This is a genomic window from Ornithinimicrobium humiphilum (assembly GCF_006716885.1).
In the GTDB taxonomy this organism is placed as follows: domain Bacteria; phylum Actinomycetota; class Actinomycetes; order Actinomycetales; family Dermatophilaceae; genus Ornithinicoccus; species Ornithinicoccus humiphilus.
In genome coordinates this window covers 28,312-42,589 of the sequence record NZ_VFPU01000004.1, presented here as the reverse complement: position 1 = coordinate 42,589, position 14,278 = coordinate 28,312, and the positions used below count along the sequence as shown (strand labels likewise).

Sequence of the window (14,278 nt, the reverse complement as noted above, 5' to 3'; positions counted from 1 at the left end):
GTCGACGCTGTAGACGCCGGACTCGCCGGTGGCCTGGTTCTGGCCGAAGGCGCGCGGGTCGCGGGCCATGAACACCAGCTTGCGCTTGGGGTCGACGTCCATGTCCTCGTTCTGCCAGAAGCCCGGCATGTCGATGGAGTCGAGCGGGAGCGGGTGCTCCGGGTCGCTGACGTCGTAGGACTTCAGACCGAAGCGGCCGGTCACGAACATGACCTTCTGCTTGCCCGGGTAGTCGATGAAGTTGATGGCGGTGGCGCCCACGGCCTCGGGCAGCTGCCCGATGAACTCGACGTTCTTCGAGGCACCGGTGGGCGGGGTGGTGACCAGGGTGCTCGCGCCGGGGGTGGCGTTGCCGTGGCCGTTGCCCTTGCCGTTGCCCTTGCCGTTGCTCTTGCCGTTGTCGGCCTTGGCGGCCTTGACCTTGGCGCCGCTGGCGTTGGCGGCCTGGCGGGCGGCCGCCATGGCCATCTCTTCCTTGTAGTGGTCGGTGCACGCGACAGCCACGACCGGCGACATCGCCAGGCCGAAGGTTGCTGCCATCGTGATCAGGCTCCGCCGCAGGGTCTTCCCGCGACGGCTGGGGTTTCTACGCATGAGACGTCGTCGTCCTTTCACACAGGGGTGATGGCCCCGTGGGGGCGGGGCCGTGTGCAGCGTGACGGAACACCGGACGGGACGTCAAGCGGCACAACCACTCCGAGACCTGAATGCAGCCTGGATGTCACGCTCCTGAAACACTTCAGACGCGAAGGTGACGGAGATCACCCTGGGGCGAGGGCGGCGAGCGCCTCGTCGGCGGCGGCGAGCTCGTCCCGGTCGAAGGTCGACGTGGACGCCAGCACCTCCGTCGCCCCGGTGCGGCGCACCAGGTCCGTCAGCTCCACGAGGACCTGCGAGGCCGTGCCGGAGACGGCCATCGCCACCTGCTGCTCGACCAGCTCCTCCTGCTTGGGCGTCAGCCGCTGCGGCGGGTCCGGCCGCAGCGGCGGGAACGCTCCGGTCGCGCGCGACTCGGCCATCGCCCAGGCCTCGGGCAGCAGCAGCTCCCGCGCCCGCCCGGCCGTGCCGGCGATCATCACATCCAGGCTGATGACGACCCGCGGCTCGGGGCACTGCGGGCTCGGCCGGAACTGGGCGCGGTAGGCCTCCAGCGGCGCGAGGTCGCCGTGGAGCACCGGGCCGCCCACGACGACGGGCAGGCCCAGACGGGCGGCGACGCCCAGCCCGGACCCGGTCGCGAGCACGAGGACCGGCGGACGCGGCACACCCCTGGGCATCGCGGTCACCGGGCCCTGGTCGTCGAGGTGGGCGAGCAGGAGGCCGAGGTCCTCGGCGAAGGTCTCGACGGGATAGCGCTCGACCCCCAGCGCCCGGCGCACCGGCGCGGTGAACCCCAGCGAGCGCCCGATCCCCACGTCGATCCGCCCGGGGTGGAGGGCCTCGAGCATCCGCACCTGCTCGGCGACCACCAGGGGCCGGTGGTTGGGCAGCATGATCCCGCCCGACCCGACCCGGATCCGTGACGTCGCCGCCGCCACCTCGGCCATGAGCACCGGTGGGCTCCCGCTGGCGATGCCGGGCACGGCGTGGTGCTCGGCCACCCAGAAGCGGTGCAGCCCCAGGGACTCGGCGCGTCGCGCCCGCTCGACGGTATGCCGCAGCGCGGCTCCCGGGTCCTCCCCCTCGCGGGTGCGGGACCGGTCGAGCAGGGAGACCGGCACCGGCAGCCGGTCGCCGGGCGGGGCTGGGTCGGGGAGCATCGTCCTCGACGGTAGGTCAGGTCAGCGGCCGTCGCATGACGACCCGGGGGAAGCCGCCGGACACGCCGGTGGTCGGCGCGGCCAGCTCGAAGCCGGCGCGCTCGAAGAGCGCCCGGGTGCCGACGTAGGCCATCGTCAGGTCGACCTTCGCCCCGCGGTTGTCGACCGGATAGCCCTCGACGGCCGGGGCGCCCAGCGACGCGGCGTAGGCGACCGCGCCCTCCAGCAGCGGCAGCGCGTGCCCGCGACCGCGGTGGCCGGGCCGGACCCGCAGGCACCAGATCGACCAGACGGGCTGGTCGTCGACGTGCGGGATCGTCCGCGACCGGGCGAAGGGCAGCTCGGACCTCGGAGCGACCGCGGCCCACCCGACGACCAGGTCGTCGTCGTAGCCCAGCACCCCGGGGGCGACCGGGCGCCGCGTGAGCTCGCGGACGTACTCCCCCCGGGCCGGCCCGACGAGCGAGCGGTTGGTGCGGCTGTCGAGCCGGTGGCTGAGGCACCAGCAGACGGACGCGTTCGGGCTCCTCGGCCCGAGCATCACCGCCAGGTCCTCGAAGCGGTCGGCCGTCGCCGGGTGGACCACGATCCCCATGGCGGCACGTTAGCCCCGGGGACGCCGCGCCTCCAGGTCCCACTCGTCGGCCAGCAGGCCGAAGCTCATGCCGTCGCGCCAGGTGCCGTCGCGGTGCAGCGACTCGCGGACGTAGTAGCCCTCCTGCCGCAGGCCGACCTTCTCCATGACGCGCCGGCTGCCGGCGTTCTCGGCGAAGCAGCCGGCCTCGACCCGCCGCACCCCCAGCTCGAAGGCCGCGGTGACGAGCTCGCGGACCGCCTCCACGGCATACCCCCGGCCGCGGTGGGCCGGCGCGATCACCCAGCCGAGCTCGGCCATGGTGCCGCGCGCCTCGTCCGCCACCTCGCGCTGGGACCAGGCGTCCTTGACCGCGAGCATGAGGTCGCCGACGATCTCGCCGTCCCGTTCCACGACCAGGGTCCTCGCCCCGTCGAGGAGCCGGCTGGCCATCTGCTCGAGGTCGGTCTCGAGCGTGGTCAGCCACCGGGCGGTCTCGGGGTCGGACCGGTAGGCGTGGACCGCCCGCATGTCGTCGAGGACGGGCGGACGGAGGACCAGCCGCTCGGTGCGGCGCGGCCAGACCAGGTCGGTCAGTGCTGGCGACATGCTCACGACGCTACTCCTGACACACCGGTCACCTCTTCCCCTTTGGGTAAAGGGAGGGTAAAGTCGCCGCTCATTCGCGAGAACAACGGGTGCGACGACGGGGTCAGACGCGCTCGCGACAACGAAGGACGAGGAACGAGTGCGATGAGCACGCAGGCGGCAACCATCACCCGGCTGAGCGGGGAGTACCTCGTGGTCTCCCGCCGCAGCGGGTCCGGGATCGACCACTACCTCGAGGTCGTCGGGCCCGACGGGCGCACCAGTGAGCAGCGGGTCTACTGGCTGCACACGATGACGCCGGCCGACGTGGCGGAGGCGGCGGTGGACGGCCACCTCGGCGTCCACCACCCGCTCAAGCACCGCCGGCCGACCCGCCAGACGGGCGAGGGGACCTTCGTCGTCACCGTCGGCTGACCCGACGTCTCCTGCTCACGGGGCGGGCCGCGTCGCCTTCCCGTCGAGCCAAAGCGTGTCCGACTCGTCCCGGTGGCTGCCGGTCGAGCCCACGTGCTTGTCGCCGATGTAGGCGCCCTTGCGGATGACGTGCACCATGGCCATGGCATGCCCGTGGCCGATGCCGTACTCCGCCGTGAGCCAGTCGGCGACCTCCTTGGCCGCGGTGGCGGTGCGTGTCGACGGGTCCGACCTCCGATGACGGCCGGACTCATCGGTGGGGCATGGCGCGTCGCGCCCCGACGGCGAGGTGTCCTGCGGCGTGCCGGTCGTCCTGGCGACCACCATGCACATCCGTGATGCAGACTGCCGACGTGGACACGCTGCACACCCCGAGGCTCACCCTGCGATCGTGGCGGCCGGACGACGCGCCCGCGCTCTTCGACATCTACTCGCGGTGGGAGGTCGCGCGCTTCCTGGGCTCGGCCCCCAAGGTGCTGGAGACCATGGAGCAGGCCGAGCGCGCCGCACAGCGCTGGTCCGAGCTCGACCACGAGCTCTACGGCGTCTGGGCGGTCGTGCTGTCGGAGGAGGACCGCCCGCTGGGCAGCGTCCTGCTCAAGGAGCTGCCGCTCTCGGGCGGTGGCGAGACCCCCCAGGCGTCGGGCGACGTCGAGGTCGGCTGGCACCTGCACCCCGACGCGTGGGGCCACGGCTACGCGACCGAGGCGGCGCAGCGGCTGCTCCGCCACGGCGTCGACGGCGGGCTGGCGGAGATCTTCGCGATCACCTACCCGGAGAACACCCCGTCCCAGGCGGTATGCCGTCGGCTGGGGATGGAGCGCCTCGGCCCGACCGACCGCTACTACGACGTCACGAGCGAGCTCTTCCGGATCCCCGCAGCGGACGTCGCCGCCTGACGGCCGGCGCGTCCTCGCGTCAGCGCCGGCCCGGCTCCCTCACCCAGAGGCGACGGACGTCCTCACGCAGCAGCGCGGCATAGCCGACCAGGCCGAGCGCCAGGAAGACCCCGCCCGGGCCGAACGAGCCGTCGCGAACCCCTCCCCGCCGCGCGTCGACGGTCGCGGTGCCGATCGCGGACACGAGCACCACCGCCGTGCCGACGGCCGCCAGCGCGAGGAGGACCGTGAGGACGCGGACGGTGCCCCGGCTCCCGCCCCGTCGCCGTACCTGTCCCATCCCGACCAGGAGACCCGCGACGACGACGGTCAGGCCGAGGAAACCGGTGATGGGGAGCCAGGCCCCGGACCCGCCCTCGGGGACGAACCACTCGAGGTCCTGGCCGGGCTGGAGCAGCACCGACGGGCTCACGCGATGACCGTCGTCGGTCACGTAGGAGTGGAACGGCAGGACCAGGCCGAGGACCAGCAGGGCACCGATTCCCGCGCACCACACGCGCAGGACCAGGGCCTCCGTGTCCTCCACCCTGGCCTGGAGCCGGGAGATCCGTGCTGCGGTGTCGGGCGCGTCCATGGCGACTCCTCGGGGTCGGAGCGGGCGTCGGGCGAGCACCTTAGGCACCGGTGACGGGAGGCGACAAGGGCCTGCGGGCCCAACCGCGGGTCGGTCGCAGGGCTGCGACCCCGCGCCCTGCCTGCCTACGGTGGGGTCATGGGGAGGATTGTCGATGTCCGCACGGAGGCGACCGGGCACCCACGCGCCCCGCTCGTCCTGCGCCTGGCCGTCGTCGGGGGCGGGGCGCTGCTGGTCTGGTTCGGGATCGGGGCGCTGGACGGGCTGCTGCCCGGCGACCCCCGGTCGCTGACCAGGCATGCGACCAACGCGGTGCTGACCACCGTGCTCGCGACGCTGCTCGTGGTCGCGGCGCGGCGGTGGCTCGACCGCCGACCGCTGCGGGGGCTGGGTCTTTGGACGGAGTCGACCGCCCTGCGCGACCTGGCCCTCGGGGCGCTCACCTGGCTGCTGCCGGCCGGTGCGGGCCTGGCGCTGGCGACCGCGGCCGGCTGGGTGACCTTGTCGGTGGACGGAACCGCGCTCGACGTGGTGCGGGTGGTGCTGCTGCTCGTCGTCCTCGTCCTCGTCCTGGAGGCGTGGCCGGAGGAGCTCGTCTTCCGCGGATACCTCCACCGCAACCTCGAGGCGGCCATGGCGCCGTGGCTGGCCGTTGCGGTGCAGGCCCTTTTCTTCACCGTCTTCGGGACCGCGCTGTGGGTGGCCACGGCGGGCTGGGGCGTCGTCGTCGACCGCGCCGTCCTCTTCGCCGGCATGGGCGTCGTCCTCGGCTGCATCCGCCTCGCGGCCGGCTCGGTCTGGGCGCCGATCGGCTTCCACCTGGTCTTCCAGGTGGTCATGCAGCTGGTTCTCGGTGGGCGTTATCTGACGGTCACGCCCAGCGACCCTGACCTCTTCACGCTGGTCACGGCTGGTGCGGCGTTCGCCGCCGGCGTGCCCGTCGCGCTCTGGCTGTGGCGTGGCAGGGACGGGTGGAGCTGGACCCGCCCGGAGCCGGATCAGCCCTCCCACTCCCGTCGCAGCAGGCCGTAGACCCAGGAGTCCGAGACGACGCCGTCGACGATGCAGTCCTCGCGCAGGGTCCCCTCGAGGGTGAAGCCGAGCTTCTCGAGGACCCTCGCCGAGGGGCGGTTGCGGGTGTCGGCCTCGGACTGGACCCGGTTGAGGTCGAGGGTCGCGTAGGCCCACGTCAGGATCGCGCGCCCGATCTCGGTCGCGTAGCCCCGGCCCCAGTTGTGCCGGGTCAGGCAGTAGCCCAGCCCTGCGCTGCGGAAGGTCGGGTCCCACCGGTGGAAGGAACCCCAGCCGACGAACGCGCCGTCCTCGCGGCGCTCCGCCGCGAGCCGCACACCAGCGTCCTGCTCGGCCATCTCGACGCACCTGGCGAGGAAGCGGTCGGCCTGCTCCCGCGACGTCCAGGGCGGGGAGTCCCAGTAGCGCAGCGTCTCGGCGTCGCTCTGCAGGGCGTAGATGTCGTCGGCGTCGTCGGCCGTGAACGGACGCAGCAGCAGCCGGTCGGTCTCCAGCGTCGGGGTAGGCAGTGGCACGGCGGGCCTCGCTTCCTCGTGGTGGTCGGGACGCATCCAACGCATCACGCGGCAGGGGGTCGGTGCAAGGGAATTGGCGGTGGAGACGTCAGGAGGCGTCGCCCTCGTCGAGGGACAGCAGCACCCCGGCGAGCTCCCCGGGCCGGCTGAGCGCGAGGAGGTGTCCTCCCGGGATGTCGATCACGTCGAGCCCGAGCCGCTCCTTCGCCACGCGCCTCTGGAACCCGGGAGGGAAGAAGCGGTCGTCGCGCCCCGCGACGACCGTGGTGGGGACGTCGGGCCAGGCCGGCAACGGCCACGGGTCCTCGAACGGGCGCGTGGACTGGTCGCGCGGTGGAGAGGCGAACGCCTCCCGGGTGATGTCCTCGGGCACGTCGGCGAAGAAGTGCACGAGCGGGTCGAGCTCCCCGTCGAAGGTGTGCCCGGTGGCCTCCCACCACTGCCCGCCGGTCTCCCCCGTGCGCGGGACCATGGCGTTGACGAGGACGAGGCGCCGCACGTCCATGCGGTCGCAGACCAGCGGGGCGGACAGTCCGCCCATCGACTGGGCCACCACCGTGACCGGTCCGGGGTCCGGGCCCGCCGCGGCGACGATCGCGTCGGCGTAGGCCGCGAGACCGGCGTCGGGATCGTCGGCGGGCAGCTCGACGGCGACGGCGTCGGGCAGCAGCGGGACGACGCGGTGCCAGTACCACGCCTGGCCGCCGGCCCCGGGGACCAGGACGTACCTCATACCCCTCCGACCCCACGCGGCGCGGCAACTCATCGCGCCGGCCGGCGGTCGGTCCGGAGGTGCCTGACATGCTGGGGCGATGCTTCTCGTCATCTTCGGGCCGCCCGCCGTCGGCAAGATGACGGTGGGCCGGGCGGTGGCGGCCCGCAGCGGGTTCCGGCTCTTCCACAACCACATGACGATCGAGCCGCTGCTGGAGGTCTTCGGCTACGGCACCCATGCCTTCACCACGCTCAACGGCGAGTTCCGCCGCCGGGTGATGGAGGAGGCGGCCGCGCACGGGGTCGACCTGATCTTCACGGTCGTGTGGGCGCTCGACCGCCGCGCCGACCTGCGGGAGATCCGTGCCTACGTGGAGTGCTTCGACGAGGTGGCCTTCGTCGAGCTGCGCGCCGACCTGGGGACGCGGCTGGAGCGCAACCGCACCGAGGAGCGGCTGCTGCACAAGGCCTCCAAGCGCGACGTCGAGTGGTCGGACGGCAACGTGCGCGAGATGGAGGAGCGGTGGCAGATGACGTCGGCCGAGGGCCCGCTGGAGGCCGCGGAGCTCCTGGAACGGCACCCGCACCTCGTGCTCGACACGGTCGGCGTGCCGCCGGAGGAGACGGCGGCACGGATCGTGGCGTGGCTCGACGAGGTGCGCTGAGGTCAGCGGGTTACGGTCGACGACACATGTCCATCGGACCCCGACCGGGCGGAGCTGCCAGCGTGACCGACTACGACGAGTTCGCGCGCGCCTATTCGGACGCCAACGAGGGCAACCTGCTCAACGCCTGGTACGAGCGACCCGCCATGGTCGAGCTCGCCGGCGACGTGGCGGGTCGAGACGTCCTCGACGCCGGCTGCGGGTCCGGACCGCTCGCTGCCGCGTTGCGGGACCGAGGGGCGCGGGTCAGCGGGTTCGACCTCAGCCCCGGGATGGTCGCGCTCGCCCGCGAACGGCTCGGTGAAGACGCGGACCTGCGCGTCGCCGACCTCGACGCACCCCTGCCCTACGACGACGACGCGTTCGACATCGTGGTCTGCTCGCTGGCGCTGCACTACCTGCCCGACTGGGCCGGGGCCCTGGCCGAGCTGCGCCGCGTGCTCCGCCCCGGCGGACGCCTCGTGGTCTCGGTGCCCCACCCGGCCGCCTACCTCGTCAACTACCCCGGACGGGACTACTTCGCGCTGACCCGCTACTCCGAGGAGTTCGAGTTCGGCGACCGGACCGCGACGCTGACCTACTGGCACCGGCCGCTGCACGCCATGACCGACGCGTTCACCGCGGCGGGCCTGAGGCTCCTGGCCGTGGGAGAGCCGCCGTGGTCGCCCGCCACCCCGACCGAGCTGCTGCCGGCTCGCGCCGCGGGGCGGACGGCCTTCGTCTGCTTCCTCTTCTTCACCCTCGAGGCACCCTGAGGCAGCGCGGACGCCGCCGACGTCAGAGCACGTCGGCGCGAGCGACCCGCTGGGCCTTGGGGAGGATCCCCGACCAGACCTCCTGGAGGACCCAGAGCACGTCGAGCAGCACCTCGGCGGGAACGGCGTCAGCGGTCCAGATGACACGGCCCTCGGCCTCGTCGCCACCTCGCGGGCGCCCCGGGACCGGTCGCAGGAGGTGCGTGACCACCGGGTCCTGCTCCCCGCTCCTGCGGAGCTCGACCCGGTCGGCGAAGACGGGGCCACCCGCGGCCTCCCAGGTCCAGGCGCGCCCACCGGGTCCCTCGACGGCGAGGAGCCACGGCGAGGCGGCCCCGGGCAGGCGGCGCAGCCCGGTCCGGCGGAGCTCCGCCCGCTCGGTCGTGACGGGCTCGTCGAGCACGGTCGCGGAGGAGACCGGATAGGACCAGACGATGCCTCCCGGCCCGGTGCCGTGGCACAGCTCCGAAGCGACCGCCGCCTCGCCGTCGACGCTGGCGACCATCGGCACGCCGCGCCAGTCCACCGAGACCGCACGACCGCCCAGCGTCAACGAGCACCGGTGCTGCTGGCGCAACGGCCCCGGTCGGCTTGCGTGCCTCTCGATCGGGGGCAGCCCGTCGACCATCGCGGCGAGCCCGGGTTCACCGAGCGGCGCCCAGAGCCAGGCGCGCAGGTCGTCGTGCGCGCTCATCGGGGAGCCGGGACGTCACGGAGCAGGGCCGTGAGCTCGCTCCGCAGGTTGGGCGTGCGGACGAGCGCACGCACACGCCGGAGGGTCGTCTCCTCGGCGACCAGCGGCCAGAGCCGCACCAGGAGGGAGTCGCGGACCCGACCCAGCTCGGGGTCGCCGGACAGCGCCCCGATCCGCTCCGCCAGGGGGAGCACCCTCGGGTCCTCCGAGCCGCTCTCCGCCGGCGGCACCTCACGGAGCAGCTGGTCGACGAGCAACCGGACCCGATCTCCCTCCTCCAGCCGCTGCCCCAGGGGGCCGGCGAGCAGCTGCTCGAGCTCGTCGTACGGCGCGACCTCCGTGGCCGCCAGGGCGGCCATGACGTAGCCCTGCCCGAGCCTCGGGTGGGCGTCCACCAGGGCCAGGGCCGCCTGCCACCCCTCCTGCCGGGCCACCGCGCCGACGAGGACCTCTCGCAGCTCGGCCAGCTCGGCCGTCTTCCGGCGCGGCTCCAGCCGGGTCCACTCGGCGAAGAACTGCTCGTGGTCGCCGCTCCACGCGAGGTGCAGACCCACGTCGCGATGCCCACGGAGCGGGTCCTTGAGGAGCTCCGCCTCGGCGTGGGCCTCGTCGAGGCGACCGGCTGCGACGAGCCGGCCGATGCGATGGCGCCGGAGGGCTGACGTGTGGCGCTCGGGGAGAGCGTCCACGAGCTCCTGAAGGTCGGCGTCGGTCAGCAGACCGATCGCCGCGGCCAGGCAGGCCAGCTCGACGGTCGACGTCCGGTCCCGGTCGCGCTCGTCGACGAGGTACCTCACCGTGCCGAGGGAGCGGGGCGGTGCCAGGAGCGCGAGGAACACCGGAAGGTCGTCGGGTGCCTCCATGACAGCAGGGCGCAGCAGCGCCAGGATCGCGTCGAGGATGGCGTCCGAGCGGTCGCCCTGCACCCGGCGCAGGAGAAGCTCGCCGAGCGGGGACAGGTCGGAGGCGGTCGTGGTCACGTGGTCCCTCCCCAGGGGTCGTCCGAGCGGCCTTCCGCGATCCACTGTGCCACGCGCCGGCCCGTCGACGGCACAGCCGACGGGACCCCTACAGAAGGAGGGGCCCGACCCCGACCTCGGTATGCAGTCGCCTGCCAAGGGGATCCGGAGCCGCGACGGGGGTGGTGGCGCGGCGCACGGCATACCTAACGTGGCGGGCTCCACGACACAACACCGACCGGGAGGAACGTGGAGATGACACGACGCACACGCATGACGACGCTGGCCCGCTACCGGGGCGCCGCGGGGGCCATGGCCGCGAGCGCGGGGCTGTTGCTGACCGGTCTCGCGACGGCACCGGGCGCCTCAGCCGCGGAGGCCGGGACCGACGCGGAGACGGCGGCCAAGCCCGTGGTCTGCGCCGGCGACGTCACCTTCGGCATCGCCTGCTTCGACCCCGACGGCGACCACCTGCGGGTCGAGGACCTGGAGACCGACGGCTGGCGGATCGAGGCCCGGTGGGCCACCGACTACGGCCGCGCCGGCACCTGCGCCATCCCGACCGGCAAGGACTACCGGGACTGCAACTACGACATGGCGGAGGGTCGCGAGCTCTACTTCGAGGTGCACGCCATCAACGAGAAGTTCAACCTGCACGAGGTGCTCGGCCACAACTGGGCCGTCATCTAGGTCGCGGCGCGAGCACTTTCTCACGGGTGCCGGCGACACGCCGGTCCCGAGCGGCTCCAGCGAGCACGTGCTCGCTGGAGCCGCTTCACGTCGGCGTGTCGGCGGGAGGCAGGACGCTCGGCGGCACGTCCAGGTCGGGCGCGAGCTCGCGGACAAGGTCGCGCGCCCGGGCGTCCAGGTCGGCGACGATCTCCAGCACGGTGGCCGGGTCCTGCCCGCCCGGGTCGGCGACGGGCCAGTCGCGGTAGACCACCCCGGGGACGTAGGGGCACTGCTCTCCGCAGCCGAGCGTGATCGCCAGGTCGCTGGCCGCGATCATCTCAGGGGTCAGGAGCGTGGGCCGCTCCCGGGAGGTGTCGAGACCGAGCTGCCCGAGGGCGGAGGCGACCTCGGGGTGGATCTCGTCACCCGGTCGGGTGCCGGCGGACAGGGCCACCACCCTGCCCTGCGCGTAGTGCTCGGTGAGCAGGCGCGCGATGACCGAGCGGCCGCCGTTGCGGACGCAGGCGAAGACGACCTGCGTCACCTGCCCGGACGTGTTCACGCGGGGTCCGTCGCCACCGGCTTGGTGGCGCGGACGATCGCGCCGTGCATCCCGGGCACGGCCTCGTGGGTGAACTCGACCCCGACGTCGACGAAGCCCGCGGCGGTGAGGCCGTCGACGTACTCGCTGCGCGACAGGGCGCCGGCGATGCAGCCGACGTAGGAGCCCCGCTCGGCCCGGTCCGCGGGGGTCAGGTGGTCCTCGGCGACCACGTCGGAGATGCCGATGCGGCCGCCGGGGGTGAGCACGCGGAACATCTCGGCGAGCACCCTGGGCTTGTCGACGGAGAGGTTGATGACGCAGTTGGAGATGACGACGTCGACCGAGCCGTCGGGCAGCGGGACGTCCTCGATGGTGCCCTTGAGGAACTCGACGTTGGTCGCGCCGGCCCTGGCGGCGTTGGCGCGGGCCAGCTCGAGCATCTCGTCGGTCATGTCGACCCCGAAGGCGAAGCCGCTCTCCCCCACGCGACGCGCGGAGAGCAGGACGTCGATGCCGCCGCCGGAGCCGAGGTCGAGGACGCGCTCGCCGGGGCGGAGGTCCGCGACGGCGGTGGGGTTGCCGCAGCCCAGGCTGGCCGCCACCGCCTCGACGGGCAGCCCGTCCTGGTCCTCGGCGCCGTAGAGCACGGCACCGAAGGAGTCCTCGACGGCCTCGGCCGGGCCGGCGCAGCAGGACGACCCGCTGCAGTCGTCCACGACTGTGAGCTGCAGGGCGTCGTTGAGCTCGGCGTTGGTGGTCCCGCGCGCCACCGCGGTCGCGGCCTCGGCGTAGCGCTGCCGGACCTGCTCCCGCACGGCGTCGCTCTGGTTCGGTACGGAGTTGCTCGTGGCGGTCATGGTCCGTTGCTCCCTCGTCATCCTCAGCATGCATCGACGTCTGTCGATGCATCTCACCCTGCTCCACCTATCGACGATTGTCAATACGTCTGTCAGACTGGGACGCGTGACCCCCACCTCAGCCCTGCCCGTCGTCGACGTCAGCGTCGCGGCCGGCGCATGCTGCTCGCCCGTCACCGGCGGGGTGCTCGACGTGGACGAGGCCACCCGCCTGGCCCGGATCTTCAAGGCCCTGGGCGACCCGACGCGGGTCCGGTTGCTCTCCCTCATCGCGGCCCAGACCGACCAGGAGGCCTGCATCTGCGACCTCACCGACCCTGTGGGTCTCTCCCAGCCGACCGTCTCGCACCACATGAAGCAACTGGTGGAGGCCGGCCTGGTGGAGCGCGAGCAGCGTGGTCGCTGGGCCTACTACCGCGTCGTCGGCGAGACCCTCGAGGCGCTCAGCCACGCCCTCCGGCCCTGAGGCCGCCTGGCGCGGCATCACCAATTGGTCGATGACACGCCGGCCTCCGGCTTGCCGGGCCGTGGTCGGCGGGTCCAGCAGCCCCCGAGCGCGCCGATATCGGTCCTGGATCGGAGGACGAGGTGTGGCCCGGCTTCTACGTGCACGTCTGAGAGTTGCGCCCCCGTCGGTGGCACGCTGCGGCGGGATGGTGCCGGGCTCACGCCGCCGCCCGGCATCCCCTCGTCGGACCGGAGGGCAGCGCGAGCCCGGTCACGGCGGCGCTGACCCGGAGCAGCTCCCGGGACAGAGACTCGGACCGGCGCGGCGGAGCGATCGTGACCCGGGCCGGCGAGCCGCTGAGCTGCCCCCGTCCGCCGGGACCCCAGACCTCGCCGTTGCGGACGCCTGCCGCGGTCGCGGCGTGGACCAGCACCGCCGCACCGCCGTCCTTGCCGTGCATCCCCCGCACGATGAGTCGGGAGAGCCGGCTCACGTCGGTCGGCTGCGAGACGGGTATGCCGTCCCGCTCGGGCGTCAGCACGTCCACCGCGGTGCCGGGGTGGGCGAGCACCGAGGCGGCCCGGTGACGCGGGCTGCCGGTCAGGTCGGTGCTGCCTACCCCGGGAGCGAGGTGGTCCGCGAGGACCTGGTGCAGGAGCGTCACGGCCACCTTCGAGCGCGCGTAGCTGACGAACGACGGCTCCCGGCCAGGATCGGCGAGGCGGGACCACGGGTCACGACCGACCGGCACCCGGGAGCTGAGGCTGCCGACGTGGACCATCCGGGTGCCCCACTCCTCGATTCGGGGCAGCAGCCGTGCGAGGAGGGCGTAGTGACCGAGATAGGCCGTGCCGAGGTGCAGCTCGTAGCCGTCCGCAGTGAGGCGCGGCGGCTCGCGGCGCACGCCGTAGCTGACGACGGCAGCGTTCGTGACCAGCGCCGTGAGCGGTCGGCCGGCGGCGAGACGGGTGGCGGCAGCAGCCACTGACGCCAGGTCGGCCAGGTCGAGCAGCACCACCTCCAGCTCCGCCCCGGGCACCTGCCGCCGGATGCTTGTCGTCGCCGCCTCCGCCCGCCGTGGGTCGCGCGCCGCCAGCACCACGCGGTCACCGCGTCGCGCCAACTGTTCCGCGACGAAGTAGCCGATGCCGCTGGTCGCTCCCGTGACGAGAACGTTCCCCCTGGCCCCCATTGACCCATCCCCTGTCCAGCCTGTACCCGGCGTCGACGCCGGCCCCTGCCCGGGACCATAGCGCAGGTGTCTCGGAAGGACCAGCCCCGCTTGCGTGCAGGCATCGCGCCACGTGTCGGCGGGCAGCCGGCAGCGGCAAGGTCCTCACCCCGCACGGATCAGGTCGACAATGAAGCCCATGACGGTGCGCTCCTGTGTGCTCTCGGACCTCACGGACGCTCCCGTGCCCTGGCTGGTCCCAGATCCTGGTGCGGACGGCGGCGCATGCCTGGTCGAGGAGGTCGACGGTCGCCTGGTCGCTGCCGGCCTGCGACGCCCCGCGCGGACCAAGGGCACCCAGGACAGTGCGGAGGTATGGTGCGCCCCCGGCCACGGGACCCAGCTGCTGCGCGAGCTAGCCG

General features: G+C 73.3%; 20 protein-coding genes. 7 read left to right on the top strand and 13 right to left on the bottom strand.

Features of this window, described 5'->3' with window-relative positions; all coding sequences use genetic code 11:
* From FB476_RS16255 to FB476_RS16240, 4 genes are all read right to left on the bottom strand, one after another.
* Positions 1–540 (bottom strand): LVIVD repeat-containing protein (locus FB476_RS16255; RefSeq protein WP_202877064.1); only part of this gene is annotated, 540 nt, incomplete at its 3' end.
* Between the two features lie 221 nt (positions 541–761).
* Entirely contained in the window at positions 762–1,760 is a 999-nt protein-coding gene (locus FB476_RS16250; protein WP_141821347.1) for an MsnO8 family LLM class oxidoreductase, read from the bottom strand.
* Positions 1,761–1,776: 16 nt separating this feature from the next.
* Positions 1,777–2,355 (bottom strand): GNAT family N-acetyltransferase, encoded by a 579-nt coding sequence (locus FB476_RS16245; protein WP_141821345.1) that lies wholly within the window; start codon positions 2,353–2,355, stop codon positions 1,777–1,779.
* A 9-nt stretch (positions 2,356–2,364) separates the two neighbouring features.
* Positions 2,365–2,943 (bottom strand): GNAT family N-acetyltransferase, encoded by a 579-nt coding sequence (locus FB476_RS16240; RefSeq protein ID WP_141821343.1) that lies wholly within the window; start codon positions 2,941–2,943, stop codon positions 2,365–2,367.
* 144 nt (positions 2,944–3,087) lie between these two features.
* Here FB476_RS16240 and FB476_RS16235 point away from each other — a divergent pair, with 144 nt between their 5' ends.
* The gene (locus FB476_RS16235; RefSeq protein ID WP_141821341.1) at positions 3,088–3,357 is read left to right on the top strand and encodes a hypothetical protein; all 270 of its coding nucleotides are present in this window, start codon (positions 3,088–3,090) and stop codon (positions 3,355–3,357) included.
* Between the two features lie 15 nt (positions 3,358–3,372).
* On the opposite strand, the gene FB476_RS16230 is transcribed toward FB476_RS16235, so the two are convergent.
* On the bottom strand, positions 3,373–3,684 hold the full coding sequence (locus tag FB476_RS16230) for a DUF4287 domain-containing protein (protein ID WP_141821339.1): 312 nt from the start codon (positions 3,682–3,684) through the stop codon (positions 3,373–3,375).
* 11 nt (positions 3,685–3,695) lie between these two features.
* Between FB476_RS16230 and FB476_RS16225 the strand changes: the two genes are divergently transcribed.
* Positions 3,696–4,256: a GNAT family N-acetyltransferase gene (locus tag FB476_RS16225; RefSeq protein WP_238329842.1), complete on the top strand. Its 561-nt coding sequence runs from the start codon at positions 3,696–3,698 to the stop codon at positions 4,254–4,256.
* A gap of 19 nt (positions 4,257–4,275) precedes the next feature.
* Here FB476_RS16225 and FB476_RS16220 read toward each other — a convergent pair whose 3' ends face one another.
* A complete protein-coding gene (locus FB476_RS16220) occupies positions 4,276–4,830 on the bottom strand; it encodes a hypothetical protein (RefSeq protein ID WP_141821337.1) in 555 nt (184 codons plus the stop codon).
* Positions 4,831–4,968: 138 nt separating this feature from the next.
* On the opposite strand from FB476_RS16220, the gene FB476_RS16215 reads away from it, so the two are divergent.
* Positions 4,969–5,862, top strand: a complete 894-nt coding sequence (locus FB476_RS16215; RefSeq protein WP_141821335.1) for a CPBP family intramembrane glutamic endopeptidase — start codon at positions 4,969–4,971, stop codon at positions 5,860–5,862.
* Here the strand turns inward: FB476_RS16215 and FB476_RS16210 are convergent.
* Both FB476_RS16210 and FB476_RS16205 read right to left on the bottom strand, forming a co-directional pair.
* Positions 5,829–6,377 carry a GNAT family N-acetyltransferase gene (locus FB476_RS16210; RefSeq protein WP_238329841.1) on the bottom strand — a complete coding sequence of 183 codons (549 nt, stop codon included), beginning with the start codon at positions 6,375–6,377 and terminating at the stop codon, positions 5,829–5,831. The genes FB476_RS16215 and FB476_RS16210 overlap by 34 nt on opposite strands.
* 88 nt (positions 6,378–6,465) lie before the next feature.
* Positions 6,466–7,110: an alpha/beta fold hydrolase gene (locus FB476_RS16205; RefSeq protein ID WP_141821331.1), complete on the bottom strand. Its 645-nt coding sequence runs from the start codon at positions 7,108–7,110 to the stop codon at positions 6,466–6,468.
* 79 nt (positions 7,111–7,189) lie between these two features.
* On the opposite strand from FB476_RS16205, the gene FB476_RS16200 reads away from it, so the two are divergent.
* Together FB476_RS16200 and FB476_RS16195 are read left to right on the top strand one after the other, a co-directional pair.
* Positions 7,190–7,756: a P-loop nucleotide/nucleoside kinase family protein gene (locus tag FB476_RS16200; protein WP_141821329.1), complete on the top strand. Its 567-nt coding sequence runs from the start codon at positions 7,190–7,192 to the stop codon at positions 7,754–7,756.
* A gap of 62 nt (positions 7,757–7,818) precedes the next feature.
* Positions 7,819–8,511, top strand: coding sequence for a class I SAM-dependent methyltransferase (locus FB476_RS16195; RefSeq protein WP_337678364.1), 693 nt, complete (start codon positions 7,819–7,821; stop codon positions 8,509–8,511).
* A 22-nt stretch (positions 8,512–8,533) separates the two neighbouring features.
* Here the strand turns inward: FB476_RS16195 and FB476_RS16190 are convergent, their stop codons facing one another.
* On the bottom strand, positions 8,534–9,205 hold the full coding sequence (locus FB476_RS16190; RefSeq protein ID WP_141821325.1) for a hypothetical protein: 672 nt from the start codon (positions 9,203–9,205) through the stop codon (positions 8,534–8,536).
* A complete protein-coding gene (locus FB476_RS16185; protein WP_141821323.1) occupies positions 9,202–10,185 on the bottom strand; it encodes a hypothetical protein in 984 nt (327 codons plus the stop codon). Before FB476_RS16185 ends, FB476_RS16190 begins: the two co-directional genes overlap by 4 nt.
* 234 nt (positions 10,186–10,419) lie before the next feature.
* On the opposite strand from FB476_RS16185, the gene FB476_RS16180 reads away from it, so the two are divergent.
* Positions 10,420–10,854 (top strand): hypothetical protein, encoded by a 435-nt coding sequence (locus FB476_RS16180; RefSeq protein ID WP_141821321.1) that lies wholly within the window; start codon positions 10,420–10,422, stop codon positions 10,852–10,854.
* An 85-nt stretch (positions 10,855–10,939) separates the two neighbouring features.
* Here the strand turns inward: FB476_RS16180 and FB476_RS16175 are convergent, their stop codons facing one another.
* Together FB476_RS16175 and arsM are read right to left on the bottom strand one after the other, a co-directional pair.
* Positions 10,940–11,398 carry an arsenate-mycothiol transferase ArsC gene (locus FB476_RS16175; protein ID WP_202877063.1) on the bottom strand — a complete coding sequence of 153 codons (459 nt, stop codon included), beginning with the start codon at positions 11,396–11,398 and terminating at the stop codon, positions 10,940–10,942.
* Positions 11,395–12,237 carry an arsenite methyltransferase gene (gene arsM, locus FB476_RS16170; protein WP_141821319.1) on the bottom strand — a complete coding sequence of 281 codons (843 nt, stop codon included), beginning with the start codon at positions 12,235–12,237 and terminating at the stop codon, positions 11,395–11,397. Before arsM ends, FB476_RS16175 begins: the two co-directional genes overlap by 4 nt.
* Positions 12,238–12,343: 106 nt before the next feature.
* On the opposite strand from arsM, the gene FB476_RS16165 reads away from it, so the two are divergent.
* Positions 12,344–12,703 carry an ArsR/SmtB family transcription factor gene (locus tag FB476_RS16165; RefSeq protein WP_238329840.1) on the top strand — a complete coding sequence of 120 codons (360 nt, stop codon included), beginning with the start codon at positions 12,344–12,346 and terminating at the stop codon, positions 12,701–12,703.
* Between the two features lie 199 nt (positions 12,704–12,902).
* On the opposite strand, the gene FB476_RS16160 is transcribed toward FB476_RS16165, so the two are convergent.
* The gene (locus FB476_RS16160) at positions 12,903–13,877 is read right to left on the bottom strand and encodes an SDR family NAD(P)-dependent oxidoreductase (RefSeq protein ID WP_141821317.1); all 975 of its coding nucleotides are present in this window, start codon (positions 13,875–13,877) and stop codon (positions 12,903–12,905) included.
* Positions 13,878–14,278: the final 401 nt, after the last annotated feature.